This is a genomic window from Gammaproteobacteria bacterium (assembly GCA_019911805.1).
Classification (GTDB): Bacteria; Pseudomonadota; Gammaproteobacteria; order Thiohalobacterales; family Thiohalobacteraceae; genus JAHJQQ01.
Genome location: JAIOJV010000016.1, coordinates 58,408 through 83,286, shown reverse-complemented (window position 1 = coordinate 83,286; position 24,879 = coordinate 58,408). Strand labels below are relative to the sequence as shown.

Annotated in this window: 29 protein-coding genes and 1 tRNA gene; 19 read left to right on the top strand and 11 right to left on the bottom strand. The window is 63.4% G+C overall.

Going from position 1 to position 24,879, the window contains the following annotated elements:
• Together K8I04_01250 and K8I04_01245 are read left to right on the top strand one after the other, a co-directional pair.
• Positions 1–442: hypothetical protein (locus K8I04_01250; protein MBZ0070349.1), on the top strand; the 442-nt coding region annotated here is incomplete at its 5' end.
• Between the two features lie 401 nt (positions 443–843).
• Entirely contained in the window at positions 844–1,629 is a 786-nt protein-coding gene (locus K8I04_01245; GenBank protein MBZ0070348.1) for a methyltransferase domain-containing protein, read from the top strand.
• Positions 1,630–1,677: 48 nt separating this feature from the next.
• Here K8I04_01245 and K8I04_01240 read toward each other — a convergent pair whose 3' ends face one another.
• A complete protein-coding gene (locus K8I04_01240) occupies positions 1,678–2,268 on the bottom strand; it encodes a DUF302 domain-containing protein (GenBank protein MBZ0070347.1) in 591 nt (196 codons plus the stop codon).
• A 244-nt stretch (positions 2,269–2,512) separates the two neighbouring features.
• On the opposite strand from K8I04_01240, the gene K8I04_01235 reads away from it, so the two are divergent.
• The gene (locus K8I04_01235) at positions 2,513–2,779 is read left to right on the top strand and encodes a hypothetical protein (protein MBZ0070346.1); all 267 of its coding nucleotides are present in this window, start codon (positions 2,513–2,515) and stop codon (positions 2,777–2,779) included.
• Positions 2,780–2,860: 81 nt separating this feature from the next.
• Here K8I04_01235 and K8I04_01230 read toward each other — a convergent pair whose 3' ends face one another.
• Together K8I04_01230 and K8I04_01225 are read right to left on the bottom strand one after the other, a co-directional pair.
• Positions 2,861–3,373, bottom strand: a complete 513-nt coding sequence (locus K8I04_01230; GenBank protein MBZ0070345.1) for a hypothetical protein — start codon at positions 3,371–3,373, stop codon at positions 2,861–2,863.
• Positions 3,366–3,533: a hypothetical protein gene (locus tag K8I04_01225; protein ID MBZ0070344.1), complete on the bottom strand. Its 168-nt coding sequence runs from the start codon at positions 3,531–3,533 to the stop codon at positions 3,366–3,368. Before K8I04_01225 ends, K8I04_01230 begins: the two co-directional genes overlap by 8 nt.
• A 152-nt stretch (positions 3,534–3,685) precedes the next feature.
• Between K8I04_01225 and K8I04_01220 the strand changes: the two genes are divergently transcribed.
• The 5 genes from K8I04_01220 (at position 3,686) to K8I04_01200 (ending at position 7,169) form a co-directional block, all read left to right on the top strand.
• Positions 3,686–4,027 carry a hypothetical protein gene (locus K8I04_01220; protein MBZ0070343.1) on the top strand — a complete coding sequence of 114 codons (342 nt, stop codon included), beginning with the start codon at positions 3,686–3,688 and terminating at the stop codon, positions 4,025–4,027.
• A 1-nt stretch (position 4,028) separates the two neighbouring features.
• Positions 4,029–4,442 carry a hypothetical protein gene (locus K8I04_01215; protein MBZ0070342.1) on the top strand — a complete coding sequence of 138 codons (414 nt, stop codon included), beginning with the start codon at positions 4,029–4,031 and terminating at the stop codon, positions 4,440–4,442.
• Positions 4,443–4,569: 127 nt separating this feature from the next.
• Positions 4,570–5,028 (top strand): NUDIX domain-containing protein, encoded by a 459-nt coding sequence (locus K8I04_01210; protein MBZ0070341.1) that lies wholly within the window; start codon positions 4,570–4,572, stop codon positions 5,026–5,028.
• Between the two features lie 128 nt (positions 5,029–5,156).
• Complete coding sequence (locus tag K8I04_01205; GenBank protein MBZ0070340.1) at positions 5,157–5,774, top strand: hypothetical protein; 618 nt, start codon at positions 5,157–5,159, stop codon at positions 5,772–5,774.
• A gap of 240 nt (positions 5,775–6,014) precedes the next feature.
• On the top strand, positions 6,015–7,169 hold the full coding sequence (locus K8I04_01200) for a hypothetical protein (protein ID MBZ0070339.1): 1,155 nt from the start codon (positions 6,015–6,017) through the stop codon (positions 7,167–7,169).
• Between the two features lie 226 nt (positions 7,170–7,395).
• On the opposite strand, the gene K8I04_01195 is transcribed toward K8I04_01200, so the two are convergent.
• Both K8I04_01195 and K8I04_01190 read right to left on the bottom strand, forming a co-directional pair.
• Complete coding sequence (locus tag K8I04_01195; protein MBZ0070338.1) at positions 7,396–8,043, bottom strand: hypothetical protein; 648 nt, start codon at positions 8,041–8,043, stop codon at positions 7,396–7,398.
• Positions 8,044–8,349: 306 nt separating this feature from the next.
• Positions 8,350–9,075: a glutathione S-transferase gene (locus K8I04_01190; GenBank protein ID MBZ0070337.1), complete on the bottom strand. Its 726-nt coding sequence runs from the start codon at positions 9,073–9,075 to the stop codon at positions 8,350–8,352.
• Between the two features lie 243 nt (positions 9,076–9,318).
• On the opposite strand from K8I04_01190, the gene K8I04_01185 reads away from it, so the two are divergent.
• Entirely contained in the window at positions 9,319–9,810 is a 492-nt protein-coding gene (locus K8I04_01185) for a hypothetical protein (GenBank protein MBZ0070336.1), read from the top strand.
• Between the two features lie 118 nt (positions 9,811–9,928).
• On the opposite strand, the gene K8I04_01180 is transcribed toward K8I04_01185, so the two are convergent.
• The 4 genes from K8I04_01180 to K8I04_01165 form a co-directional block, all read right to left on the bottom strand.
• A complete protein-coding gene (locus K8I04_01180; GenBank protein MBZ0070335.1) occupies positions 9,929–12,847 on the bottom strand; it encodes a valine--tRNA ligase in 2,919 nt (972 codons plus the stop codon).
• 118 nt (positions 12,848–12,965) lie between these two features.
• The gene (locus K8I04_01175) at positions 12,966–13,259 is read right to left on the bottom strand and encodes a hypothetical protein (GenBank protein ID MBZ0070334.1); all 294 of its coding nucleotides are present in this window, start codon (positions 13,257–13,259) and stop codon (positions 12,966–12,968) included.
• Between the two features lie 2 nt (positions 13,260–13,261).
• Positions 13,262–13,693, bottom strand: a complete 432-nt coding sequence (locus K8I04_01170) for a DNA polymerase III subunit chi (protein ID MBZ0070333.1) — start codon at positions 13,691–13,693, stop codon at positions 13,262–13,264.
• A gap of 299 nt (positions 13,694–13,992) precedes the next feature.
• Positions 13,993–15,489 carry a leucyl aminopeptidase gene (locus K8I04_01165; protein ID MBZ0070332.1) on the bottom strand — a complete coding sequence of 499 codons (1,497 nt, stop codon included), beginning with the start codon at positions 15,487–15,489 and terminating at the stop codon, positions 13,993–13,995.
• Positions 15,490–15,615: 126 nt separating this feature from the next.
• On the opposite strand from K8I04_01165, the gene lptF reads away from it, so the two are divergent.
• Positions 15,616–16,839: an LPS export ABC transporter permease LptF gene (gene lptF, locus K8I04_01160; GenBank protein MBZ0070331.1), complete on the top strand. Its 1,224-nt coding sequence runs from the start codon at positions 15,616–15,618 to the stop codon at positions 16,837–16,839.
• Positions 16,836–17,900: an LPS export ABC transporter permease LptG gene (gene lptG / locus K8I04_01155; GenBank protein MBZ0070330.1), complete on the top strand. Its 1,065-nt coding sequence runs from the start codon at positions 16,836–16,838 to the stop codon at positions 17,898–17,900. The genes lptF and lptG overlap by 4 nt, the downstream gene beginning before the upstream one ends.
• 342 nt (positions 17,901–18,242) lie before the next feature.
• Here the strand turns inward: lptG and K8I04_01150 are convergent, their stop codons facing one another.
• Entirely contained in the window at positions 18,243–18,674 is a 432-nt protein-coding gene (locus K8I04_01150; protein MBZ0070329.1) for an RDD family protein, read from the bottom strand.
• 140 nt (positions 18,675–18,814) lie between these two features.
• On the opposite strand from K8I04_01150, the gene K8I04_01145 reads away from it, so the two are divergent.
• The 3 genes from K8I04_01145 (at position 18,815) to K8I04_01135 (ending at position 19,996) form a co-directional block, all read left to right on the top strand.
• On the top strand, positions 18,815–19,168 hold the full coding sequence (locus K8I04_01145) for a DUF2173 family protein (protein MBZ0070328.1): 354 nt from the start codon (positions 18,815–18,817) through the stop codon (positions 19,166–19,168).
• Positions 19,169–19,339: 171 nt separating this feature from the next.
• Positions 19,340–19,657 carry a DUF2173 family protein gene (locus K8I04_01140; protein ID MBZ0070327.1) on the top strand — a complete coding sequence of 106 codons (318 nt, stop codon included), beginning with the start codon at positions 19,340–19,342 and terminating at the stop codon, positions 19,655–19,657.
• Between the two features lie 6 nt (positions 19,658–19,663).
• Positions 19,664–19,996 carry a DUF2173 family protein gene (locus K8I04_01135; GenBank protein ID MBZ0070326.1) on the top strand — a complete coding sequence of 111 codons (333 nt, stop codon included), beginning with the start codon at positions 19,664–19,666 and terminating at the stop codon, positions 19,994–19,996.
• 129 nt (positions 19,997–20,125) lie between these two features.
• On the opposite strand, the gene K8I04_01130 is transcribed toward K8I04_01135, so the two are convergent.
• A tRNA-Glu gene (locus K8I04_01130) sits at positions 20,126–20,200 on the bottom strand.
• A 97-nt stretch (positions 20,201–20,297) separates the two neighbouring features.
• Between K8I04_01130 and pcnB the strand changes: the two genes are divergently transcribed.
• The 5 genes from pcnB (at position 20,298) to panC (ending at position 24,829) form a co-directional block, all read left to right on the top strand.
• Complete coding sequence (gene pcnB, locus K8I04_01125; GenBank protein MBZ0070325.1) at positions 20,298–21,701, top strand: polynucleotide adenylyltransferase PcnB; 1,404 nt, start codon at positions 20,298–20,300, stop codon at positions 21,699–21,701.
• Positions 21,702–22,202, top strand: coding sequence for a 2-amino-4-hydroxy-6-hydroxymethyldihydropteridine diphosphokinase (folK, locus tag K8I04_01120; GenBank protein MBZ0070324.1), 501 nt, complete (start codon positions 21,702–21,704; stop codon positions 22,200–22,202).
• 229 nt (positions 22,203–22,431) lie between these two features.
• On the top strand, positions 22,432–23,082 hold the full coding sequence (locus K8I04_01115; protein MBZ0070323.1) for a deoxynucleoside kinase: 651 nt from the start codon (positions 22,432–22,434) through the stop codon (positions 23,080–23,082).
• A 44-nt stretch (positions 23,083–23,126) separates the two neighbouring features.
• Entirely contained in the window at positions 23,127–23,939 is an 813-nt protein-coding gene (panB, locus tag K8I04_01110) for a 3-methyl-2-oxobutanoate hydroxymethyltransferase (GenBank protein ID MBZ0070322.1), read from the top strand.
• Between the two features lie 44 nt (positions 23,940–23,983).
• Entirely contained in the window at positions 23,984–24,829 is an 846-nt protein-coding gene (gene panC, locus K8I04_01105; GenBank protein ID MBZ0070321.1) for a pantoate--beta-alanine ligase, read from the top strand.
• Positions 24,830–24,879 lie beyond the last annotated feature (50 nt).

Sequence of the window (24,879 nt, the reverse complement as noted above, 5' to 3'; positions counted from 1 at the left end):
GCGCTATGCGACCATTATCGAGGTGGGCGACCTGTTCGGTAGCTACTTTGGTATCGCCCTGGGTAGCGGCGTACTCTATGGTGAACGACCCGCTTATCTCGACCCGGGTGTCCGGCTGGCCTCGGAGACCCTCGGTGATGGGATCAGCGGTGGAACGGACGAGTTCAGCGGTCCGAACGCCAACTACCGCTTGGTGGGTTTGACCGGAGACCTGATGCTGGATGGTTCTCGGTTCGCTCTCGGGGCGGTGACCCGTTGGTCGGATACCGATTATTACACCATGAAGGATCCGTTGACCTTCGGCGATCACTATGCCGGTGATTTCCCCTGGATCGGCTCCTATCTGGTGCGCACCAGTGCGGTGCCGGTGCCGGCCGCCGTCTGGCTGCTGGGTTGGGGTCTGGTCGGGCTGGGTGCGTTTGCAGGACGCTCACGAACCTGACAGGCCGGGTGCGCAAACCCCGGGGTACCACCGTAATAGCGAAGACCGACGGTCGCGTCAGGAACTCCACTCCTCCAGTCGGGTTCCGCACCCGATGGCCTGCCGTAGCCGGCATTGCCGCCGCAGGGTGTGGTAGGATAGGCCACTTGATGTACGGTAATCAGGCTTTTCCCGCAACCTGCTTCGCAGCTCTGTAGTTCGTCAGCTTGCCCGCCGCACGGCGCCGGAAACCCCGGCAGGCCGCTGCGCATCATGTCCATCGCTGACCCGCGTTCGTCCGATCGAGCGTCATGGGCAGGGAAAATAACGGCCCCTACGGCCACGTCATGCCTGTTCGTCCCGCGCGGCCCACGCTGCGTGTGCCGCCGTCTCGGCAGTCTGCCAAACACGCTAGGAGAATCATGAAACCGCAACGACACCGCATTCAGTTCCCCCAACTCGGCGCCCGTGACCTCGCCCAGGACGAGGCGTATTTCTATGTGATCGGCATGGACGGCGACAAGACCCGGATCAGGTTCCACGACTACGACGAGATCTACCGGGTTCCGGGGTTGTACGAACAGGTATTCTACGACCGGCTCAAGTGCAGCTCACCGGAGAAGGTCACCGAGATCCTCAAGTCCGCGGTCGACCAGGCACGGGAGAACTTCACCGGGTTGCGCGTGCTGGACCTCGGTGCCGGCAACGGCCTGATGGGGGAGTCCCTCAAGGACTATGGTGTATCGCGCATGGTCGGCGTCGACATCATCCCGGAGGCGCAGGCGGCGGTGGAACGCGACCGGCCGCACCTGTATGACGCCTATTACATCACCGATTTCTGCAATCTGTCGGCGGACGAGAAGGAGGAGTTCCGCTCCTGGTCGCTCGACTGCCTGACCACCGTGGCGGCACTGGGCTTCGGTGACATCCCGCCCAAGGCGTTCATGGAGGCGTTCAACCTTATCCGGCCCGAGGGCTGGGTGGCGTTCAACATCAAAGAGACCTTCCTGCGTGACAGCGATTCCACCGGTTTCTCCCGGATGATCCGGGATCTGATCTTCTCTGAGCACCTGGAAATCTATCATCTGGAGCGCTACCGGCACCGCTTGTCCATGGAAGGCGAACCGCTCTATTACTTCGCCATCGCCGGACGCAAGAAGGCGGATATCCCCGCCGCATTCTTCGGGAAGTACGTCGACCAAACCTGATTTCCACCCGGCGTGCCGGCCAGATGGGGCGGTATCGCCCGTGATGCCTTAGAACAACTCGCCGGTGGCGCCACGCTCCATGATGTCGCGGATGATCTGCTTGACGCGGAGCGCCTCTTTCTTCAGGTCCGGCGGCAGGGGGCGGCCGCCGGAGATCATCAGGTCCATGTTCAGGGAGTACAGCGCGTAGTGACCGTCCTTGTCCTCCACCAGCGCAATGCGGCAGGGTAGATAGGCGGAGAAGGCGTCACTGTAGTCGACCATCTGCATCGCCGTGCGCGGGTCACAGTACTCGTAGATCTTCAAGAAGCGCTGCTTCTCGCCGGTCATGAGTTCCACCTGTTCCGACAGGGGCAGTTCACCGACGCCGCTGATGTTGTGCTGGTTGGCGACGAACTTCATGACCTGTTCCGCGTCGGCGGGGGCGACACCCTCGGCGAGCGGAATCCTCCATGCCGTCGCATCCGCACTGGTACCGGTTTCCTTGATCCGCGACCACATCTCCGCATACATCTGTGCGGCACCGGGATCCAGGGCACGAACGGCCGCAATGTCATCTCTGTAGACCGAGGCGACATATACGGTGGCGACGACTGCCAGGAGGCCGATCAATGAGAATACGTTGCGGATGGCGTTCATGTCGTCTCCTTAGGTCGAGGAAGGCTAATGACAGAAAGTCTAGCATGGAGAATGACGCCACCCGCGCGGGGACCCGATTACGTATCGTGGTTGCCCCAGTCGTGCCTGTTGCCGGTACCCAACCCCGGAACAGGTTGCGGGGGGCGTGCTATACAGGGAGGTATCACCGGTCATGTGCGGCATTCATGATCGGGCGATCTTCAAGGAACGGGCCGGGGTCAGCGGCCCTGGAGGAGGGGAGCCCATGTCAATCTACGATCCAACCCGTCGGGATGTCTTGCGCGGCCTGTTCGCCGCAGGCTGTGCGTTGTGTCTGCAGCGGGCCGTTGCGGCGGAAACCCAGGGTGGCAAGTTGGATAAGGCGCAAGCGAAGTACCAGGCACAGCCGAAGGGTGATCAACGCTGTGCCGCGTGCATGCACTTTCTACCCGAGTCGCGCAGCTGTAAGGTCGTCGCCGGTGACATCAGTCCCGACGGCTGGTGCATACTGTGGGCTAAGAAACCGGGTTGACGATCGCTCTTCGAGAACACCCTGGTTGCTGCCCGCGGGGGCTTACCGCCCCCCGCCCCTGCTGCCCTGCGCTCGTGTGGATCAGGGCGTGTGGGGCAGCGCCGGCGCGCGCGGTTCTGCGCGCGTCCCGACGAGGGTCTTCCACAAAGGACCGACGGACACGATGGCGATGTGGATGAATACGACCAGTAACGAGCCTTCGGCAACGGCGTCGTGCAGGTCCTCCCATTTCCACCAGTCGGCGGTCAGTCCACTGAGCGTGACCAGTACCAGCATGGCGAGAATGATCAGGCCGGAAAGCGGTGCGAAGGGCGTACGCCCGCGCAGCGCACTCAGGTTGCCAGTGGTGAGCTTACGCCCGAAGTTCCTCCACATCGCCGCCTTCGGCAGAGGTAGCGCCCACGGCGCGCGCTGACCGGCAAACCGGGCTGCGAGGAGTCGCACGACGAGCAGGGCGAGTGCCGCATAGCCGGAAAATTCGTGCAGTCCCGGCGCGCCGTCGGCGGTGAGGTAGGCGATCGTATAGGCGCCGACGAACAGGCCATGCCACAGCATGAGTAACTCGAAGGCGTTGGGCAGTCGCAGCTTAGTCATCATCATGATCTCCCTTCCGGTCGTGCTCACCGTCACCCGCGCCCAGGACCCCGGTAACGCTGGCGGTGAACCCGTTGCCGAAGAACGTCCCATAGGTCACGGTGGCCGTGCCCATGACCAGCACGCCGAGCAGAACCAATGTCAATGCCTTGCGGAACATAGCCCCTCCGGATCATCTGTGGCTTGTGGGGCAGCCTAGCCGGCGGGGATGAAATCAAGCTGAATTCAATTGGCGGCGGCCTGTACCGGCTGACGTGCGCCGCGCGGCCTGCTAGAGTCTAAGACATTCGTTCAATGACAGGAGGGTGCGTCATGAGGCTTATTGCCATGGTTTCTCTATGTTTGTCCGGCGCGCTGGTCACTACGGCCGCCCTGGCGGCTGCGGGCTCGGTCACCATTCTTGCGCCCGCCGATGGTGCCACGCTGGACGCGATGGAACAGAACAAGGTGGAATACGAGGTCGTGCCGGGGCCGAGGGGCGATCACCTGCACGTCTATATCGACGGTAGCGAGACGGGCCTCCTGCGCCAACTCAAGGGAACCTACACCCTGGAGACGTTGGCGCCGGGGGCGCATGAGATCTGTATCAAGGTCGTGAACAAAAACCACACGCCCACCGGCCCGGAACAATGCATACACGTGACTGTGGAATAGCATGGATCTACAAAATCTCGCCTATGCGTTGACGCAGGTCGCCCACAATTTCGGCGCCGTGGCCGTCGTCGGTGGTGCGGTCTATGGAGGCTGGCCACGGCCTGAGCCCCTGGCGCGGCCGCGCAGTACGATACGGCTGGTCCTGGCCGGTTGGCTGTTGCAGGTGGTCAGCGGCGCCGGCTTCGGTACCATCAGCTTCGCGTATTACGGCCAGTTCCCCGACCTCCACGGCATTGCCGTCGTGGCACTGTTGATCAAGATCGTCTGCGCGGCCCTCGGCATCACCCTGGCCATCGTGATGCTGCGTACGCAGCGCACGCGGCTGGATCGGCGGCAGGGGGTGGCCTGGGCGGAGCAGGCGCTGCTGGGCGTCACGGCCCTGACCGCCGCGGCGTTTCTACGTTGGTTCTCGTAGTACGACGCGCCCCGGGTCTCCGGCCATGAGACCCGGGGCGCGTTGCCCGTAGGCATCGCCTGCCCTGTAGGCATTACCTGATGGGGGCGCCCAGTCCGGGGACTATCCTATTCCGATCGTTTCCCATATGAGTCTATGCAGCGCCGGCATACTCCTGTACCGATGCACCGCCGAACGTCTGGACGTGATGCTCGTCCATCCCGGCGGACCCTACTGGGCGCACCGGGACGACGGCGCGTGGACCATCCCCAAGGGCCTCTGCGAGGCCGGCGAGACCCCGCTGGACGCGGCTAGGCGCGAGTTCCGGGAGGAGACGGGCTTCACAACCCACGGCAGACTCATCGGACTCGGCGAACTCAGGCAGCCGAGTGGCAAGATCATCCATGCCTGGGCGGTCGAACAGGATGTCGATCCCTCCAGGCTCGTCAGCAATACCTTCCGCATGGAATGGCCACCCAAGAGCGGCATGACGAGGCATTTTCCCGAGGTGGACAAAGGGCAGTGGTTCGGGATCGAGGCGGCCCACCGGAAGATCCTGCCAGGCCAGGCGGGCTTCCTCGATCGGTTGGTGGGGCGCGTGGGGTGAAGGTTCGGCCGTTCCACGACGGGATTCAGGAATCCAGCTCCGATTGGTGAAAAGGGAGAATTCTGATGAATCATCCAGTGTTACATTTCCATAGACACTTCCTGTGGATATACCTGTTGCTGATTGCGCTGCCGCTCGGTGCGCCGGTCAGGGCGGCCGACCCGGGCGCCGTCACGCCAAAACCCGGGAACATCTGCCCGGGCACGGACCTGCTTCTGATCGTGGCAGAAGAGCTCTCTGCCAGCCTGGACCTGGTCACGCGTTCACGGGCGGCCCTCCTGGACGATGATCGGATAACGGCAATCAGTGAGCTGACCGCCGCTGGTGCTACCTTGCACCTCGCTGCCAGCCGTGGTGCAGCGGCCCGTACCGCTTTATTGATCGATGCCACTGTCCAGGCCAAGGCGGGTGAAAACTATACCCAGATGCTTGAGTGGATCCCGTTGCTGCGAACATCCCTGATGACATTGCAGGACGAGGTGAGTGAACGTGCTGTTGGTGATCTGATCCGTCAAGCGGAAAGCAGCATGCAGGACGAAAAGCATGGTAACCCGTTGACGCCCCTCAAGGAGGCGCGCCATATGCTGGAGTGTGACGGCCTGGATATCCCGCTGCAGGCCGCTATGCAGGCACGGAACGATTTGCTCAAGCAGATTGGCCAGGGCGCCTCACTCGAGAGCAGCGCCTACGACGCACTGATCGATTCGCTGCGCAGCGCACTGTCTTACACGCTGGAACATAAGTAAGTGCTACGCTGTGAGGGCTTTCAGCAGAAGTCCACCTCGTGGATGGTCACGAGACGACTCGGGGCGTCCCCGGGAGACCGGTGCCCGCCGGCCCGCAGGGCGCGGTGTGCAGCACTGGGTAAAAACAGAATCTATGCGGGATAAATGGGCTTTTGAGCTACAATTTGACGTCATGAACACTACTTCAGGGGCTTTTGCAGAGATCCCTGATCAGAACCGGACCGTGGAGATACCATAACGATGAATTCACTTGCACAGGATTATCCGGCCATACTTTGTGGCGACCACGAACCGCCGTGTCTCTCACTGTATCAGCCGACCCACAGACGCCATCCGGACAATGCACAGGATGCTACTCGTTTTCGCAACCTGGTAAAGAAGATGGAGGAATCATTACGTCAGAAATACCCGACGCGTGAGATTCGGGCGCTGCTGCAGCCATTCGAGGATCTGGCGGCAGACCAGACCTTCTGGAATCACACCACGGATGGACTCGCGGTGTTGGGAGCGCCTGGACTGTTTCGTGTTTATCGGTTACCGCGACCGGTTGCCGAGTTGGCGGTTGTTGCCGACAGCTTTCACACCAAACCGCTGATACGCATCACACAGTCTGCCGACCGTTACCAGATTCTGGGTCTGAGCCGGCACGCATTCAAACTGTTCGAGGGTAATCGCGATGCACTGGGTGAGGTCACGCCGATCGAAGGGGTGTCACAAGCAATCACTGACAAGCTAGGGAGAGAGGTGGCCGGTCTTGATCGTGAAGGTGCACGCCGCGCCTATGGCCCTACGGGGACCGGCTCCGCGACCCAGCACGGCACCGATGTCAAACAGGATGCCAAAGACCGTGACACCACACAGTTTTTTCGGGCAGTCGACCAGGCAGTACTGCAGCAGTATTCGCAACCCTCAGGACTGCCACTGATATTGGCAGCGCTACCTGAGCACCACCACCTGTTTCGTACCATCAGCCGTAACCCGTTCTTGATCAAGGAGGCGATCGACGTCCACCCGGACGATTTGTCGTTTGATGCGCTGCGTGAACGCGCCTGGCAACTCGGGCAACCCTACTACCTCAAACGGCTGGCCGGCCTTGTGGATGCATTTGGTGCGGCGACTGCAAACGGCCGGGGCACAGACATCCTTGGCGATATCGCCACAGCCGCCATCGCCGGACGAATTGAGACCTTGCTGGTCGAGGCCGACCGTTTGATCCCCGGTCGTATCGATGCGGCAAGCGGCACGATTACCACGGCCGATCTGGATAACCCGGAGGTCGACGATGTACTCGACGACCTCGGCGAACGCGTGATCAAGGCCGGCGGCGAAGTGGTGATCGTTCCGACCGAGCGTATGCCAACGAAGACCGGTGCCGCCGCAATCTATCGGTTTTGACAAGCGTTGGGCGGGACATTCCACGATGATCTTTTCAGTGTGTCTGGGTGGTGCACAGCGGCTCTCATCTTGAGCCGACCGCGCACCTCTCGCCGGTACTGGGGCCGAGGTTCCCGCTGGTATTCATCCCGGCGGTCATGCCACACCACGATCACCGGCTACCGTAACGGCGACTCGTGGCTACGGCGGACAGCCTGAGACAGGTCGCCTGCGCCACGGCGTCGATTCAACGGCGGAACAAGCGCGGATTCCGCTCGATGAACCGGCCGATCCAGACCTCGATGAACGAGCGCTCGTCGCGTTCCATATACCACCAGCCCAGGCCACTGATCACGGCGGCGCCCAAGGTATCGACTATCAGGTCCCACATCGTGTCGGTCAGCCCGGACGGATCACCGAGCATGGGCTTTTGCATCGTGGTCCCGGCGATCTGGTCCATCGCGAATTCGAAGATCTCCCACAGCGTGCCGACGGCGACGGCGAAAGCGAATGCGAACAAGGCGACAAATCGCGGACGCATGTGAACGTAGGCCTGCTCGGTCTCGTTGAGCACGTAGACGAGCAGGAAGCCGAGAATCCCCAACAACAACCCGGAGCTGGTGTGCAGGGCGATATCCCACCACCAGATCCGTGTGTAGTAGCTCTGCATCTCCCCCAGGAACAGGGCCGCGAAGACGAATATCACGGCGAGCACCTGAAACTCCGGAGGGATATGCACCCGGAACCGGCGACCGAGCACGGCCGGTGCGAGCGTAAGCGCCATGATTACCATCACCAGGAAGGCATTTATCCATTGTCCGTCGTTGATCAGCAGTACCAGCTCCACCCCCATGATGGCCTGGAGGACGAACAGAATCCCGCGGTGGACGCGCATCGGCAGATCAACTACATTTTTCTCCGGCTTTGAAGGTCGGGGTCTTCTATCCATTCCATTCAACACCTGTCTGATGACCGCCAGCGGCGGCTGGACCGTGCAGTGGGCGATACGTGCGCCGCGAGCGATCTCTTGGGCGCCAGCTCCCCTGAAGGCAAAATACTCAGTGGGAAGCGCCTGAAGAACTCCTGCGACCTCGGTCAACTCTCGATATTTCTTCTGTACTGCCAGAACGTCGCAAGCTGCTATCTTGGCACGGTTGAATCCGGGCAGGCTAACGGCATGCTGCCGTACTCTTACTCCGGCTCAGGTATCCAGCTCGGGATAGTGCCTGAAGATGCCGTCCTCATTGAACGGGAGTCGTCGTTCGGAGGCGAGATAGGCCGCGATTCGCGGCCACCGCAGCATGCGTGCATGCAACGCAACGAGGCCGGGCAGTGCGGGTTCGAGTCGTGCCATCATCTTCGGGAAGGCATAGCGCAGGCCGTCGACGACCTGGAACATCGACAGATCGACGTAACTGAAGGTCCGTCCGAGCATATGGCCGCTATCACCCGGATTACGCTGCAGCACGTCCTCGAAATACCCCAGTAGTTCCGGCGCACGCTCCTCGGTGAAATATTTGGCCCGCCGCTTTGCCTCGTGTTGCTGGTCTGCATAATACAGGCTCGCGGCCACCGGGTGGTGGGTGTCATGGACGTCGGCGATGAGGTCCTCCACGGTCAGTTGCAGCTGATGCGCCCACAGGCGCGGCGTCTCTGCCTTGGGAATGAGTCCCAGGCGCGGCGCGAGGTACTGCAGGATGTTGGCCGTCTGCGCGATCACCAGCCGGCCGGCGCGCAGAAAGGGCGGGGCGAAAGGCGGGCGTCGCAGTTCCTGACCTTCCAGCAGCCGGACCATCGCCTCCACACCCAGCCCGCGCCCGCGCGCGCGGGCGACGTCCACGTAGTCGGCGCCGGCCGCCTCCAGTGCCAACCGCACGAACTCGCCGCGTCCCTGTATCGAAGGCCAATAGAACAGTTCGTAGCGCATGGGGTACCTCCAGGAGAGCGTCGGACTGGGGATCGATCAACGCAATAGTAGTGGAGAACCGGTCTGCCGCTGCAGTGTCGTGAAGGGAGGGGGCAGTGGATTGAAACGGCCCCGAGCTGCCCACTGCAGCCCCCAACGCTCGCTATGCCTGCTGCACTTGGAATCGGTGGCCACCTTGACCTACACTCCGCCCGGTATTTCAAACAACATATAACGAAGTGGTATCTATAGGGGGAATCTGGAATGCGTCTATTTATCACCAGCCTGTTGCTGGGCATGACCCTTTTGTCGAGCGGGTGCGCGTCCATCGTGTCGGGGTCCAATCAAAGCCTTTCTGTAACAGCCATGAACAAGGCCGCTGTCGTCAGCGCCGCGACCTGTAAGCTGACCAACAACAAGGGTACTTGGTACGTCAACACACCAGGCTCGGTCACTGTGCACCGCAGCTACGAAGACCTGCTGGTTGCCTGCGACAAGGAAGGACTCGAAACCGGAATGCTGACGGTTAAGTCGTCGACCAAAGGCATGGCGTTCGGAAATATTCTCTTCGGCGGCGTCATCGGGGCCGGGGTCGATGTTGGTACCGGCGCTGCCTACGACTACCCGTCGCTGGTCACCGTCCAGATGGGAGAGGCGGGAACAGTAGTGCCTTCTCCTTCCGCCGACCAGTCGGCGGCCGAGTTTGAGACGAGTCAGGTAGCGTCTCCGGATACGGGCGGACAGGCGGCAGACTAGGCCGGACGTGCTGTTGGGATGAACGGGCAGGGCGGAAGATTGCGGCGGTGTTGATCGGGCTGTGGCACATGGCGCGACAGGCGGGCCGATACGGGCAAGGGTGAGGGCATCATCCTGCCTACAACGCTGCAATCTTCCCTCGCTGCTCCCTTAAACTCCCCAGCGCCGCCCTCACATCCACCACCTTCGCCCGTTCCTTCTCCACCACTTCCGCCGGCGCCTTGTCCACGAACGCGCGGTTGGCGAGTTTGGCCTCGAGGCGCTGTGCTTCCTGCTCGCGCTTGGCGATCTCCTTATCCAGGCGGGCGAGTTCCGCGTCCTTGTCGATCAGGCCGGCCATCGGGATCAGGATCTTCAGCGTGCCGACCAGGGCGGTGGCGGATTCCGGCGGGGTGGTGCCGGGGTCGAGGACGGTGATGGCCTCGGTGCGGGCGAGGAACCGGATGTAGTGCTCGTTCGCGGTGAGGCGCTTGCGGTCCTGTTGGGAGGCGCCTTCCAGCAGCACCGGCAAGGGCTGGCCGGGCTTGATGTCGTAGCCGGAGCGGATCTTGCGCACGCCGAGGATGAACTGCATGACCCAGTCCATGTCATCGCTCGCCTGTGCGTCGATGCGTGAGGCATCGGGCTGCGGATAGGTCTGCAGCATGATGGTCTCACCTTGCACGCCGGCCAGGGGCGCTGCACGCTGCCAGATCTCCTCGGTGATGAAGGGAATCAGCGGGTGTGCCAGGCGCAGTAACGTTTCCAGCACTTGCACCAGTGTCCGGCGGGTGCCGCGCTTGGCGGCGTCGGAACTCTCCGGGTTGTTCAGCACCGGCTTGGACAGTTCCAGATACCAGTCGCAGTATTCGTTCCAGGTGAATTCGTAGATCGCCTGTGCGGCGTTGTCCAGTCGGTAGTTTGCGAAGCCTTCGTGGACCTGGGCGATGACGTTCTCCAGTCGGGAGAGAATCCAGCGGTCGGCGATGCTGTAGTCCAGCTCCGGACTGCGCGCGGGCAGGCCCGCCCCTGTATCGGTGCCCTCGCTGTTCATCAGCACATAGCGCGCGGCGTTCCAGAGCTTGTTGCAGAAATTGCGGTAGCCCTCGATACGGTGGAGGTCGAAGTTGATGTCGCGGCCGGTGGAGGCCATGGCGGCGAAGGTGAAGCGCAGGGCATCGGTGCCGAAGGCGGGGATGCCGTCGGGGAATTCCTTGCGCGTGGCCTTGGCGATCTTTTCGGCCATCTGTGGCTGCATCATGCCGGTGGTGCGCTTGGCGACCAGGGCCTCGAGGTCGATACCATCGATGAGATCGATCGGGTCGAGCACGTTGCCCTTGGACTTGGACATCTTCTGGCCGTGTGCATCGCGCACCAGGCCGTGGATGTAGACCTCGCGGAACGGTACATCGCCCATGAACTTCAGGCCCATCATCACCATGCGCGCGACCCAGAAGAAGATGATGTCAAAACCGGTGACCAGCACGGAGGTGGGGTAGAAGGTCTGCAGGCGTTCGGTCTGCTCCGGCCAGCCCAGGGTCGAGAATGGCCACAGCGCGGAGGAGAACCAGGTGTCGAGCACATCCTCGTCCTGATGCAGCACGATGTTCATGGCGATGCCGTGCCTGGCGCGCACCTCGTCTTCGGAGCGGCCGACGTAGACGTTGCCGGTGGCGTCGTACCAGGCGGGGATGCGGTGGCCCCACCAGATCTGCCGTGAGATACACCAGTCCTGGATATTGCGCATCCAGTCGAAATAGGTGTTCTTCCAGTTGTCGGGCACGAAGCGGATGCGACCGGTCTCGACCGCCTCGATGGCCGGCTTCGCCAAGGGCCCGGTCTTCACGAACCACTGGTCGGTAAGAAAGGGCTCGATGACGGCACCGGTGCGGTCGCCTCTGGGGACCATCAGTTTGTGGTCGGCGATCTTCTCCAGCAGGCCGAGTTCGTCGAGATCGTGGACGATGACGTCGCGGGCTTCGTAGCGGTCCAGACCACGGTATTTCTGAGATATCAGCTCAAAGGTTGCTTCGCCGACTAGTTCTTTGTCTGCAAAGCGTGTTTTTGTGTCCTTGTCCCAAGCTTTATGCCCGAATGAGAAGTCGTCGAATATGCTGTCCTTGATTCGCGCGTCTGGCTTGAAAATGTTGATCAACCCACCACGAAATTGGGAAATGAATTCTTCTTTATTCTTATGTCGCTGCCAGACCTGATAGTCGTTGAAATCGTGCGCCGGGGTGATCTTCACACAACCGGTACCGAACGCGGGATCGACATAGTCGTCGGCGATGATGGGGATCTCGCGGTCGGTGAGCGGCAGCTTGATCATCTTGCCGATGAGGTGGGTGTAGCGTGTGTCTTCCGGGTTCACGGCAACCGCACTGTCGCCAAGCATGGTCTCGGGGCGTGTCGTCGCGACCACCAGATGGCCGGAGCCGTCGGCGAGCGGGTAGCGCATGTGCCACAGATGGCCGGATTCCTCCTGCGCCACCACCTCCAGATCCGACACGGCGGTATGCAGTACCGGGTCCCAGTTCACCAGGCGCTGGCCGCGGTAGATCAGGCCTTCCTCGTGCAGACGCACGAAGACCTCCTTCACGGCCTCGGACAGGCCGTCGTCCATGGTGAAGCGTTCGTGCTGCCAGTCGAGCGAGGCGCCCATGCGGCGCAACTGGCGGGTGATGGTGCCGCCGGACTGGGCCTTCCATTCCCACACCTGTTGGACGAACGCCGCGCGACCGAGGTCGTGGCGGGTCCGGCCGGAGGCAGCGAGCTGGCGCTCGACCACCATCTGGGTGGCGATGCCGGCATGGTCGCTGCCCGCCTGCCACAGGGTGTTGTCGCCACGCATGCGGTGATAGCGGGTGAGTGCGTCCATCAGGGTGTCCTGGAACGCGTGGCCCATGTGCAGGCTGCCGGTGACGTTCGGCGGTGGAATCATGATGCAGTAGGGCTGGCGGCCGCTGTCACCGGGGCCGCTCGGGGCGAAATAGCCGTTGTCTTCCCACGTCTGATACCAGCGCTGTTCGAGGGCGTGGGGGTTGTAGGTCTTGTCCATCGAATGATTCCAGATCATCCCGGCAGGGGTCGCAAAGCCCGCGATTATACCGCAGGGGCGGGGCGCGGTCAGAGTCGGATGAGACCCCACCGAGGGCGGGGAGTGGCGCCGTGGGTGTCTATGCGTCCGGGTCTGCGAGCTGGGCCAGGAGGATTCGCTGGATCTCCTCGTGGACGTCGTCGAGGGCCGCAGCCAGGCCCTGCTCGAGGCAGGATTCCAATTGTACAGTAAGGTTGCGGCGCAGCTGTTGCACGATCTGGGCGGTGATGCGTGCGGCGAGCTGGTCCACGTCCAGCGGCACGATCAACGGCTGTCCGTCGGGTCCCGCGCGGATCTCGACGATGTCCTGCAGCACCGGGATCTTGGGCGGATCGGATTCCGGTTCGGCGGGCGGATCGCGGTCCTCGTCCATGATCACCTCTTGAGCTGGTGTGAGTTGAGTTCGTAGCCGCGCTCGCGGTAGAAGCGGTAGCGCTCGCGTGACTGGGCGAGTTGCTCCGGCCGCTGGTCGACCAGCTCCGCGATGCGCTCGAAGCGAGCGATGAAACGCGGTACCTCCGCTGTGAGGTTGATCAGCACGTCCGTGTGGCTGGACGGTTCGTGGTCATACCCGATGAGGATCGGTGGCGGCTCATCGGTGACCTTGCTGTCCAGGGCGTGCGGCAGGAAGCTGCCGTGCCGAAAGGTCCACAACAGCTCGTCGAGGTGCAGGGCCTCGGCTTCGGTCGTGGTGTGCACGTACACCGTCAGCCCCTGCCCATAGGCCTTCTCCGCCAGCTTGCAGGCCAGCTGCGGCCGCTGCGCGGGATCGCTGTCAGGCAGGATATAGAAGTCGACTCGGGTCATGGGCTGAAAATAATGTTTAAACCGCCAAGATATTTTGAACCGCCAAGGCGCCAAGAAAGATTAGTACGAACCGCCAAGACGCCAAGAACGCCAAGTAAAGATTAGTGTGAACCGCCAAGGCGCCAAGAACGCCAAGAGAGATTATGCCGTTTGCTGGGTTCGCACCGAGAACCAGCGGCAAGGGCCTCCGCTGCGATCTCGCTGAGCTGCGAAAAAACCTTAATAAGTTTTTCTTGGCGTCTTGGCGCCTTGGCGGTTAAAACAGCCTTTCTTAGCGTCTTGGCGGTTCCAAAAAAACATCATTTCTTCCCAGCACGTCCCAACAGGAACTGCATCAGCAGTGGCACGGGGCGGCCGGTGGCGCCTTTTTCCTTGCCCTGGTTCCAGGCCACACCGGCGATGTCGAGGTGCGCCCAGTGGTAGTCCTTGGTGAAGCGCGACAGGAAGCAGGCGGCGGTGATGGTGCCGGCCTCGCGGCCGCCGATGTTGGCCATGTCGGCGAAGTTGGAATCGAGCTGCGGCTGGTAGTCGTCCCACAGCGGCAGTTCCCAGCAGCGGTCGCCGGCGGTCGTGCCGCAGTTCAGCAGCTCGGCCGCCAGCGGGCCATGATTGCTGAGCAGGCCGGCCGCGTGTTTGCCCAGTGCGATCACGCAGGCACCGGTCAGGGTGGCAATGTCGATCACGGCGGCGGGCTTGAAACGTTCGGCGTAGGTGAGCGCATCACACAGGATCAGGCGGCCCTCGGCGTCGGTGTTGAGGACCTCGATGGTCTGGCCGGACATGCTGGTGACGATGTCACCGGGCTTGGTGGCCTGGCCGTCGGGCAGGTTCTCGGTCGCGGGGACGATGCCGACGACGTTCAGGGGCAGCCCCAGCTGCGCGCAGGCGGTGAGCGCACCCAGCACGCTGGCGGCGCCGCACATGTCGAATTTCATCTCGTCCATGGCCTGACCGGGTTTCAGCGAGATGCCGCCGGCATCGAAGGTCACACCCTTGCCGACCAGCACCACGGGTTTGTCACCCTTGTGACCGCCGCGGTAGTCCATGACGATCAGCTTGGCCGGCTGGCGACTGCCGCGCGCCACCGATAGTAGTGAGCCCATGCCGAGCTTCTCCATATCGGCTTCTTCGAGCACCTCGACATGCAGCTTGCGCGACTGCTTCTTGAGTCCGCGCGCCTGCTCGGCGAGATAGGCAGGCGTGCAGATGTTACCCGGCAGGTTGCCAAGATCCTTGGCAAGCTTCATGCCCGCGGCAATGGCCATGCCGTCGCGGATGCCCCGCTCGCCGTCGCCGAGATCACGGCGGCCGGGGACGTTCAGCACCAGCTTGCGCAGCGGCCGGCGCGGCTTGTCCTTGCTGGTCTTGAGTTGGTCGAACAGGTACAGCGTGTCGGCGGTGGTCTGCACGCTGTCGCGCACCTTCCAGTAGATGTCGTGGCCCTTGAGCGGGAGTTCGGTGAGATAGCTGACCGCGTCCGTCGCACCGGTGTCGCCCAGGGTGCGGGCCGCGGTGGCCACGGCCTTGCGGTAGGTATTGACGTCGAACTCGCGTTCCTTGCCGCAGCCGACCAGCAGCACGCGTTCACTGAGGATGTTGGGTACGCCGTGGGTCAGGAGCGTCTGGCCGGCGTGGCCGGCGAGGTCGCCCCGGCGCAACAGGGTGGTGAGGAAGCCGCCGCTGGCCTTGTCCAGGGCCTTGCCGGCGGCGGAGAGCTTGCGCGGCTCGAACACGCCGATGACGATGCAGCCGCAGCGCTGCTTTTCCGGGTTGCCACTCTTGACGCTGAATTCCATGAATACTCCTGATGTTCGTTCACCTGTGCGGGCTGGAGGGCTCACGCAACGGTCGGGTCGTGTATGATGCGCGTGCGCGGTAGTCTACTGTAAACGCCCCGCTTTTTCATGGGGACGCCGTCGCTTGTGAACCCGCTTTCGCTGCGGGGCGCGGCGCCGCTGCCGGTCGCGGCGTCCCGTCGGGTACGGCGCCGGCAACGCCCCCGACAGATGGGATCATTGGGCGGTAACATCGTCGCCGACCGGGTCGGTCATTCAAAGGTGCTCATGCTGCGGGTCATCGATCGCTACCTGTTGAAGGAGGTCGTCCATAACTGGCTGGCGGTCACCCTCGTGCTGTGGGTGATCGTGGTCAGCAACCGGCTGGCGCGCTATCTCGGCGAAGCCGCGGCGGGCGAGCTACCGGGGGGTGTCATCTTTACTCTGCTGGGGTTGAAGTCAGTCGGGTATCTGGTCGTGCTGCTGCCGCTGACACTGTATCTGGGCGTACTGCTGGCGCTGGGACGTCTGTACAAAGACAGCGAAATGACGGCACTCGCCGCCTGTGGCATCGGTACGGCGCAGCTCTACCGGCCGCTGCTCGCGCTCGCCGCGGTGGTGGCCGTCGGCATCGCCGCCCTGGCACTGTTCGTCACGCCGCGCACTGCCGAGTTCGGCTACCAGGTCCACGCCCGTGCTGCCAGCCAGACCGATCTGTCTGTCATCACCGCGGGGCGTTTTCAGGAGGCGGGCAGCGGCCGCATGATCTTCTATGCCGAGCGTGTGTCACCGGACCGCGAGCGGCTCGAGGGACTGTTCGTACGCAGCGTCCAGGACGGCGTGCCGACACTGGTCACGGCGCGCAGCGCCTATCCCGCGCGTGACACCAACAGCGGCGACCGCTTCCTGGTCATGGTGGATGGCTACCGCTATCAGGGTATGCCCGGTGACACGGTATTCCGCATCCTGCAGTTCGCGCGCCACGGCGTGCGGCTGGAGACCGTCGAGGTGCTCAATCCCGCCGTCAAGCGCGACGCCATTTCCACCCGGGAACTGTGGGGCTCGGATGATCTGAAGGATGTCGCCGAGCTGCAATGGCGTCTATCGCTGCCGCTGGCGACGCTGAGTCTGGTACTGCTCGCCGTGCCGCTCAGCCGCACCACGCCGCGTCAGGGCCGCTTTGGCAAGCTGTTCGTCGCAGTGCTGGTGTTCATCGTCTACTACAACCTGATGGGTACCGCGCAGGTGTGGGTGGAAAAGGGTGTGATTCCGGCACGACTGGGCATGTGGTGGGTACACATCGTACCGCTGGCGATCACGCTGGCGCTGTTCTGGCTGACGCGCATGCGCGGGCCACGGAGGGTGGCGTGAGGATTCTGGACCGCTACCTCGGCAAGACAGTGATCGGCGGCATGCTGCTGGCGCTCTTGATCCTGCTGGCGGTGGACCTGTTCTTCACCTTCATCAACGAGGTGCAGGACATCGGCAAGGGCAACTACGGTCTCGCCAGCGCCTTCGCCTACGTCGGTCTGACGGTGCCGGGGCGCATCCATCAGCTGTTCCCGATGGCGGCGCTGCTCGGCAGCCTGCTGAGCCTGGGGGTGCTGGCCTCCAACAGCGAGCTGGTGAGCATGCGTGCCGCCGGCGTGTCCATCCTGCGCATCGCCCGCAGTGTGTTGCAGGCCGGTCTGATCCTGCTGCTCGTAGCCGCCGCGGCCGGCGAGTGGCTGGCGCCCTGGACCCAGCAACTCGCCGAGCAGCGCCGTGCCCTGGCGCAGTCGGAGACCATCACCTTCCGCAGCCAGTATGGCTTCTGGGCGCGTGACGGCCGGCAGTTCATCAATATCGGTCAGATCCTGCCGGACGGGCGGCTGGCCGACGTGCAGGTCTACGATCTGGCCGCCGATGGTCGGCTGGAGGCCGCCATGCACGCCGCGTTCGCAGAGCACATCCCGACCGGCTGGCGGCTCTACGAGGTGCAGCGCGGTGAACTGGGCGAGGTCGGTTTCCGTATCACCAAGGCCGAACAGCTGGTGTGGCCGAGCCTGCTCAGTCCTGAACTGCTGAGCGTGGTGACGATCGCCCCGGAGGATCTGTCGGCGCGTGATCTCTACCGGTATGCGCGCTATATGCGCAGCAACGGTCTCGATGCCGGTCGCTACGAACTGGCCTTCTGGCAACGGGTGTTCGCGCCGCTCGCCGGGCTGGTGATGCTGTTCCTGTCCATCCCGTTCGTATTCGGGCCGTTGCGCAGTGTCAGTGCCGGGCAGCGTCTGTTGTGGGGCATCATGACGGGTGTGGCGTTCTTCCTGCTCAACCGCACCATGAGCCATATGGGACAGATCTATGGTTTCCCACCACTGCTGAGCGCCCTGGTGCCGTCGCTGCTGTTCCTCGGCGGCGGGCTGTGGGTGATGCGGTCGGTGCGGTGAGCGGGGCGTGAGGCGTGAGGCGTGAGGAGTGAGGAGTGAGGAGTGAGGAGTGAAAGGCAAAAACCCTTATTGGCCACGAAAGCACACGGAAAAACACGGAAAATAACAATGTAAAGGCCCAGTGCTCAAACCGAGCGATCACTGGGTGGGGTTTATCTGAAGGCGTAAAACCCAATAACTTTCGGCCACGGAATCCTCAGGAAAAATTTATTGCGCAGGGTCGGACTGTGCCGGGTTTGTTGTGCCTCATCATGTGGCCCTGCGGGATTTTAGCAATGACTTCTTTCCGTGTTTTTCCGTGTGCTTCCGTGGCCAAATTTCTTTCTCCTCCCGCCTCCCGCCTCACGCCCGCCGCGGCACCACCACCACGCGCGTGCCCGACAGGCGGTCGTGCAGCGCCAGATGGTGTGGATCGAGCAGCAGCCACCACAGGCCGATCCCCGCCAGGCCCACCGAGGGCACCGCCAGCGCGAACCGCCACAGTGCCTGCCACCAGCCCAGTGGGCGGCCGTCGCGGCGCTGCACGCGCAGATGCCAGCTGCGCATCCCCAGCGTCTGGCCGCCCGCCACCCAGAAGCCACAGAAGAACAGCGCCATCACCATCAGTAGATACAGCCGGAAGAGCGGGTCCTGTGGGGCGACATTGCCACCCTTGAGCCCGAAGGCCGCGGCGGTCGCGACCATGAGCAATGCGAATGTCAGCAGGCTGTCATAGAACAGTGCGGCGAGCCGTGTCCGCAGGGGGGCGGCTGGGAGTTCAGGGGTGTGGGCCATGCGGGGGCGGCCGGGCGACTCGGAACAACCGCTACAAGTACCAGATTCCGGCGCCCCGACGCAACCGTGACAAATATCAATAAAGTGTGTTACACCTTCCGCCAAGCCAAATAATTACAAGCCAGGGCTGGGGGGTTCGTATGTCGCTCATCGCCGATCTCGCCACGCTGGAAGGGGTGTTCGCCACGGGCGAGTATTCCTACCGCGGCGACCGCTTCTCCTACAAAGGCGGCATCAGTGAAGAACACGCACGCATGGCCTCCATCATGTGCCGGGCCACCAGTATGGGCGTGCATATGCAGACCGACATCATGGCAAGCATCCATCCGGATGGTGGCGCGCCGGCCGGTGGCTGGGTCGTGCGCGGCCCGAAGTACACCGTCTGCGCCGTGGCCAACGTCTTCTGCTTTCTGGACAACGACACGGCGTCATTGAACGCGGTGATGGGCCTGTTGCGCAGCCGCCTGGCGGGTGCGCCGCAGGATCTCATCTAAGGTGGGCTGAGCGCTGCGGCCCTTGAAGTCTGGATGACGCTGCCCCCCGCTGTCCGGGTCAGCGGAGGGCCAGGGACGAGGAGCGCCCCGTTGTCGGCGCACGTCTCGATCTTGAAAGATCAGTATTCCCTGTCTGGAGGATGAATCCCTATGCCTGATCTGCAGCGACTGATGAATCTGCCCGGCGCGCTGGCCGCCTTCGAGTTTTCCGATCGCGGTGAACTGGGCATGCACCGGATCGCCCCCGGTAGCGTGCTCACACCGGAGGGCCTCGATCTGCTCTGCCATGTGTGCGTCGCCAACACCGCCATCGCCACCATGCAGGCGCGCGGCTGGGAGAAGGTGACCGGCGCACAGGGTTTCTATCCGATCCAGGGCTTCACGCTGGTGGGCTTCGACTGGACGGCAGTGACAACGGAGAACTGCGGCGTCGTCATGCGCAATGAAGAGGCGGACTATGAACAGGCCTACGCGGCGCTGGCGGAGTAGGCGGCCATGATACGACGTCTTCTGGCCATCGATGGCGTGCAGGCCATCTGTCTGTTCCGCGATGACGGGTCGCTGCTGGAGGGCTACGGTATGCTGGACGACTCCGACATGACGCGCCTGGCGCACTTCGCGCTGGAGTACAAACGCATGGTGCAGGCCAACGTCGATCAGCTCTCCATGTTCACTCAGGTCCGCGGCTGGACCCCACCGCGCGGCTGGATCGTGCGCGGCGGCGGCGCGTCGGTGTGCAGCGTCGGGAATCTGGTCTGCCTGGTGGACAACCGCGACACCTCGCTGAACACCGTCATGAGCGAGCTCCGCGATGCGGCAACCTATTAAAAACAGTTAGCAAGATACAAGTGGCAAGATACAACAGTCTCCGAGGGTATGGAGTACCTGTGCCGGCGGATTCGGGCGCAGGTTTTCACTTGCCTCTTGTAACTTGACTCTTGTATCTCACTGAGAAAATGGCGCTCCCTAGGGGATTCGAACCCCTGTTACCGGCGTGAGAGGCCAGCGTCCTAACCACTAGACGAAGGGAGCGGAGCGAAACCGCGCCTGGCGACTGCACCCGGGCGCTGAGCGGTGGTATTATACGCGCGCGTCGGGCGAGTACAAGCAGACCGCAACCGCCCTCGTCGTGACCGTTCAGCAGGAAGAAACAGCGATCAATCCACCCACATCCACCGTCATCCCGCGCTCCGAACACGCGATCTCCCGCGCCAATATCAGCCCGAATGCGCTGAAGGTACTGTATCGCCTCAAGGATGCCGGCCATCAGGCCTGCCTCGTCGGCGGTGGGGTGCGCGATCTGCTGCTCGGGCGCGAACCCAAGGATTTCGACGTCGCCACCGACGCCCATCCCGACGAGGTGCGGCAGCTGTTCCGTAACTGCCGGCTGATCGGCCGACGCTTCCGGCTTGCCCATATCGTCTTCGGCCGCGAGGTCATCGAAGTGGCGACCTTCCGCGGCCAGCACGCGCCGGGTGAGGACGACGTCGCCGAGCTCACTATGACCGACGAGGGGCGCATCCTCCGCGACAATGTCTACGGTACCTTCGAGGAGGACGCCTGGCGGCGCGACTTCACCGTCAACGCCCTGTATTACGACATCGCCGATTTTTCGGTGCGTGACTTCGTCGGTGGGATGGACGATTTGCGTGCCGGCCTGCTGCGCCTGATCGGCGATCCCACGGCGCGCTACCGCGAAGACCCGGTACGTATGCTGCGGGCGGTGCGCTTCGCCGCCAAGCTCGGCTTTCGTATCGATGACGCCACCGCCGCGCCCATCCCCGTCCTGTCGGATCTGTTGTTCGATATTTCTTCGGCGCGCCTCTACGAAGAGGTGCTCAAGCTGTTCATGGCGGGCGAGGGCCTCACCGGCTTCGGACTGCTGCGCCACTACGGTCTGTTCGGCAAGCTGTTTCCGGACTCCGAGGCGGCGCTGGCCGAGGAGATCGATGGCCACCCGCAGATTCTCATCGGCCGCGCGCTGGAAAATACCGACCAGCGCGTCGCCGACGGGCGGCCGGTCACGCCCGCGTTTCTGTTCGCCGCGTTGCTGTGGCCGCCGGTGCTCAAACGCTGGCGGGCAACGGCTCAGGAGCTGGGCGATCTCGCCGCGCTGCAGGCGGCCGGCAACTGGATCGTCAACGCACAGGCCAGCCACACCGCCATCCCCAAGCGTTTCAGTCTGCCGATGCGCGAGATCTGGTCGCTGCAGCCACGCTTCGAGCAGCGCAGCGGGCGACGTCCGCTGCGGCTGGTCAGTCACCCGCGCTTCCGTGCCGCCTACGATTTTCTGCTGCTGCGCGGCGAGTCGGGCGAGGTGGATTTGGAGCTCTGTCAGTGGTGGACGGACTTCCAGGAGCAGCCCGGCGAGGCGCGCGAGGCGATGCTGGCCCCCGAGAAGAAGGCCAAGAAGCGCCGGCGGCGCAGACGCAACGGCGCCAAGTCCCAGACCGAAGGAGAGGGGGTGGATGCGGGAGCGCGTGCGTCCCCCGCCGCGACCGATGCCGGCGGCACGGACGGCGGCGACGGCTAGGTGGGCGCGGAGACAGTCTTCGTGGGGCTGGGCAGCAACCTCGATGACCCGGTGCGCCAGGTGCGGGCCGGTCTGGCCGCACTGGCCGCGCTGGAGCAGACCGAGCTCGCCGGATGTTCGCAGCTCTACCGCAGCGCACCCATGGGGCCGCCGGGCCAGCCCGACTATATCAATGCCGTCGCGCGCCTGCACACGCGGCTCGCACCCGAGACGCTGCTCGATGCCCTGCAGGCAATCGAGGCACGCGCCGGCCGCGACCGCAGCGGCGAGCGCTGGGGGCCGCGCACGCTCGATCTGGATATCCTCCTCTACACTGACCGGCGTATCGACAGCGCCCGCCTGCAGGTACCACACCCAGGCATCGCCGCGCGCAACTTTGTGCTCTATCCACTGGCCGAACTTGCGCCGGACCTGGACATCCCCGGCCTGGGCCCGCTGCCGGCCCTGCTGACGCGCTGCCCGCCCGAGGGTCTGGAAAGGTTGGTGGGGGGCAGCAAGTGACTGTGACGGATCGGGTGACCACGAAATCCGCGAAAGTGCTGCCGAGGGAATGCTGAACAATGCGCCCCGTCCATCACGTGGAAGTGGGAATCCACAGATTCGCAGAACTGGATCCCAGCATGTACCAGGATGACGGATTCAGGCGAGCGTTCCTGGAAGGAATTGTCCGCCAGGTTTTTTGTGGATTTCGTGGTAATAAAAACGAATATCGAATAGCGAAGCTGCAGGCATGATTGAACCGAATCCCGGCTACATCGTGGTCGAAGGGCCCATCGGGGTGGGCAAGACGAGCCTGGCGCGGCGGCTCGCGGACAGCTTCGGCAGCGAACTGCTGCTGGAGGATGCGGCGGAGAATCCGTTCCTGGAACGCTTCTACCGTAATCCGCGCCAGGGCGCATTGTCCACGCAGTTGTTCTTCCTGTTGCAACGCGCGCGCCAGATGCAGGAGCTGCGCCAGGGCGACATGTTCCGGCCGGTGCGGGTTGCAGATTTTCTGATCGAGAAGGATCAGCTGTTCGCCCGCATGACGTTGGACGAGCAGGAATACAAGCTCTACGAGCAGGTCTACGGCCACCTGACACTGGACGCCCCGATGCCGGATCTGGTGATCTATCTGCAGGCGCCGGTGGACGTGCTGCTCGGGCGCATTGCCCGACGTGGCATCGTCTACGAACAGCACATCGATGCCGGTTATCTGGAGCGTCTGTCCGAGGGTTACGCGAAGTTCTTCTTCGAATTCGACGCCTGTCCGTTGCTGATCGTGAATGCCGCACACATCGATCTGATCAATGACGAGACGGCCTATGCAGAGCTGTTGGAGCAGATCCATCGCCTCGGCAGTGGCCGGCACTATTTCAACCCCATGCCGGTTTCCCTGTAGACTTCAGCCACCACGCGGTCTCGTCGACATGAGGGCACACAGCCATGAGCAGTCACAACCCCAGTCAGCCTGTCACCCGCGCCAGCCTCGCGCGTATGAAGGCGGCCGGCGAGAAGATCACCTGCCTCACCGCCTATGACGCCGGCTTCGCCCGGCTGATCGACGCGGCTGGCGTGGACATGATCATCGTCGGTGACTCGCTCGGTATGGTGGTACAGGGACGGGAATCGACGCTGCCGGTGACGCTGGATGACATGATCTACCATGCCGCCGCCGTCGCCCGCGGGGCACGCCGTGCCCTGCGCGTGGTGGATATGCCATTCATGACCTATGCGGACGTGCGCGCGGCGCTGGCCAACGCCGCGCGATTGATGCGCGAAGGCGGGGCGCAGATGGTCAAGCTCGAAGGCGGTGCGCGGGTCACCGAGATCGTTCACGATCTGGTACAGCAGGGCATCCCGGTCTGCGGCCACCTGGGGCTGTTGCCACAATCGGTGCACCAGCTCGGTGGCTACCGCGTCCAGGGACGCGAGCGCGAGGCGGCGCACGCCATCCTCGAGGATGCGCGCGGCCTGGAGTCCGCCGGTGCCGCGCTGCTGGTGCTGGAGTGCGTGCCGGCGGCACTGGCTGGCGAGATCACCCGCGCCGTCAGCATGCCGGTGATCGGCATCGGTGCCGGTCCCGAGTGCGACGGCCAGGTACTGGTCCTGCAGGACATGCTTGGCATCACGCCTGGTAAAGCGCCCAGATTCGCCAGGGATTTCATGGCCGGCGCCGGCAGCATCCAGGCTGCCGTCGAGGCCTACCTCCGGGCCGTCCAGGACGGCAGCTTTCCTGCGCCGGAGCATTGCTTCTGAGTGTGGATTGTTTGTGCGATCAAAAGCCTTCAACACGGGCCGCCATGATCCGAACCGACAGCATCGAGACCCTGCGCCGTACGCTGGCGCAATGGCACGCCGAGGGCGCGTGCATCGCCTTCGTGCCGACCATGGGCAATCTGCACGCCGGGCATCTGCGGCTGGTCGAAACCGCACGCACGCAGGCGGATCGTACGGTGGCGAGCATCTTCGTCAATCCACTGCAGTTCGGCCCGGACGAGGATTTCGCGCGCTATCCACGCACGCCGGAGGCCGACTGCGCGGCGCTCGAGGACGCGGGTGCCGATGTCGCGTTCCTACCCAGTGTCGAGACCATGTACCCGCGGCCACTGGTGACGCTGACACGGGTGTCGGTGCCCGTGCTGGGCGATATGCTGGAGGGCGCCCATCGGCCGGGGCATTTCGACGGCGTGACCACGGTGGTGGCGCGGCTGTTCAACCTGGTGCAGCCGCACGTGGCGGTGTTCGGCGAGAAGGACTATCAGCAGCTCGCTGTCATCCGGCGCATGGTCGCGGATCTGGGCTGGCCCATCGCGGTGGTCGGTGTGCCGACGGTACGCGAGTCGGATGGCCTGGCGATGAGTTCCCGCAACCGTTATCTTACAGCCACGCAGCGCGCCCTGGCACCGTTGCTGGCACAGACACTGAACGACGTGGCGGACCAGCTGCGCGCGGGTGAGCGGGATTTCGAGGCGCTGGAGCGGGCCGCGGAGTACGTCCTGAGGACCGAGGGGTTCCACACGGATTATGTCAGTATCCGCCGCCCCGACCTGCAGCCGGCCGCGGCGGGCGACGCACACTTGGTGATTCTCGCCGCAGTCCGCCTGGGGGTGACGCGCCTGATCGATAACCTGCGGATTTCTCTGTAGTAGGGCGTGATTTCTGCAGTCTTGACCGACGTCGATTGCACCCCCTGCGC

Bases quoted from the DNA above. Each gene is read 5' to 3' on its own strand.
- K8I04_01245 (MBZ0070348.1), top strand. From the start codon at position 844: ATGAAACCGCAACGACACCGCATTCAGTTCCCCCAACTCGGCGCCCGT.
- K8I04_01240 (MBZ0070347.1), bottom strand. From the start codon at position 2,268: ATGAACGCCATCCGCAACGTATTCTCATTGATCGGCCTCCTGGCAGTC.
- K8I04_01235 (MBZ0070346.1), top strand. From the start codon at position 2,513: ATGTCAATCTACGATCCAACCCGTCGGGATGTCTTGCGCGGCCTGTTC.
- K8I04_01230 (MBZ0070345.1), bottom strand. From the start codon at position 3,373: ATGACTAAGCTGCGACTGCCCAACGCCTTCGAGTTACTCATGCTGTGG.
- K8I04_01225 (MBZ0070344.1), bottom strand. From the start codon at position 3,533: ATGTTCCGCAAGGCATTGACATTGGTTCTGCTCGGCGTGCTGGTCATG.
- K8I04_01220 (MBZ0070343.1), top strand. From the start codon at position 3,686: ATGAGGCTTATTGCCATGGTTTCTCTATGTTTGTCCGGCGCGCTGGTC.
- K8I04_01215 (MBZ0070342.1), top strand. From the start codon at position 4,029: ATGGATCTACAAAATCTCGCCTATGCGTTGACGCAGGTCGCCCACAAT.
- K8I04_01210 (MBZ0070341.1), top strand. From the start codon at position 4,570: ATGAGTCTATGCAGCGCCGGCATACTCCTGTACCGATGCACCGCCGAA.
- K8I04_01200 (MBZ0070339.1), top strand. From the start codon at position 6,015: ATGAATTCACTTGCACAGGATTATCCGGCCATACTTTGTGGCGACCAC.
- K8I04_01195 (MBZ0070338.1), bottom strand. From the start codon at position 8,043: ATGCGCGTCCACCGCGGGATTCTGTTCGTCCTCCAGGCCATCATGGGG.
- K8I04_01190 (MBZ0070337.1), bottom strand. From the start codon at position 9,075: ATGCGCTACGAACTGTTCTATTGGCCTTCGATACAGGGACGCGGCGAG.
- K8I04_01185 (MBZ0070336.1), top strand. From the start codon at position 9,319: ATGCGTCTATTTATCACCAGCCTGTTGCTGGGCATGACCCTTTTGTCG.
- K8I04_01180 (MBZ0070335.1), bottom strand. From the start codon at position 12,847: ATGGACAAGACCTACAACCCCCACGCCCTCGAACAGCGCTGGTATCAG.
- K8I04_01175 (MBZ0070334.1), bottom strand. From the start codon at position 13,259: ATGGACGAGGACCGCGATCCGCCCGCCGAACCGGAATCCGATCCGCCC.
- K8I04_01170 (MBZ0070333.1), bottom strand. From the start codon at position 13,693: ATGACCCGAGTCGACTTCTATATCCTGCCTGACAGCGATCCCGCGCAG.
- K8I04_01165 (MBZ0070332.1), bottom strand. From the start codon at position 15,489: ATGGAATTCAGCGTCAAGAGTGGCAACCCGGAAAAGCAGCGCTGCGGC.
- K8I04_01150 (MBZ0070329.1), bottom strand. From the start codon at position 18,674: ATGGCCCACACCCCTGAACTCCCAGCCGCCCCCCTGCGGACACGGCTC.
- K8I04_01145 (MBZ0070328.1), top strand. From the start codon at position 18,815: ATGTCGCTCATCGCCGATCTCGCCACGCTGGAAGGGGTGTTCGCCACG.
- K8I04_01140 (MBZ0070327.1), top strand. From the start codon at position 19,340: ATGAATCTGCCCGGCGCGCTGGCCGCCTTCGAGTTTTCCGATCGCGGT.
- K8I04_01135 (MBZ0070326.1), top strand. From the start codon at position 19,664: ATGATACGACGTCTTCTGGCCATCGATGGCGTGCAGGCCATCTGTCTG.
- K8I04_01115 (MBZ0070323.1), top strand. From the start codon at position 22,432: ATGATTGAACCGAATCCCGGCTACATCGTGGTCGAAGGGCCCATCGGG.
- panB (MBZ0070322.1), top strand. From the start codon at position 23,127: ATGAGCAGTCACAACCCCAGTCAGCCTGTCACCCGCGCCAGCCTCGCG.
- panC (MBZ0070321.1), top strand. From the start codon at position 23,984: ATGATCCGAACCGACAGCATCGAGACCCTGCGCCGTACGCTGGCGCAA.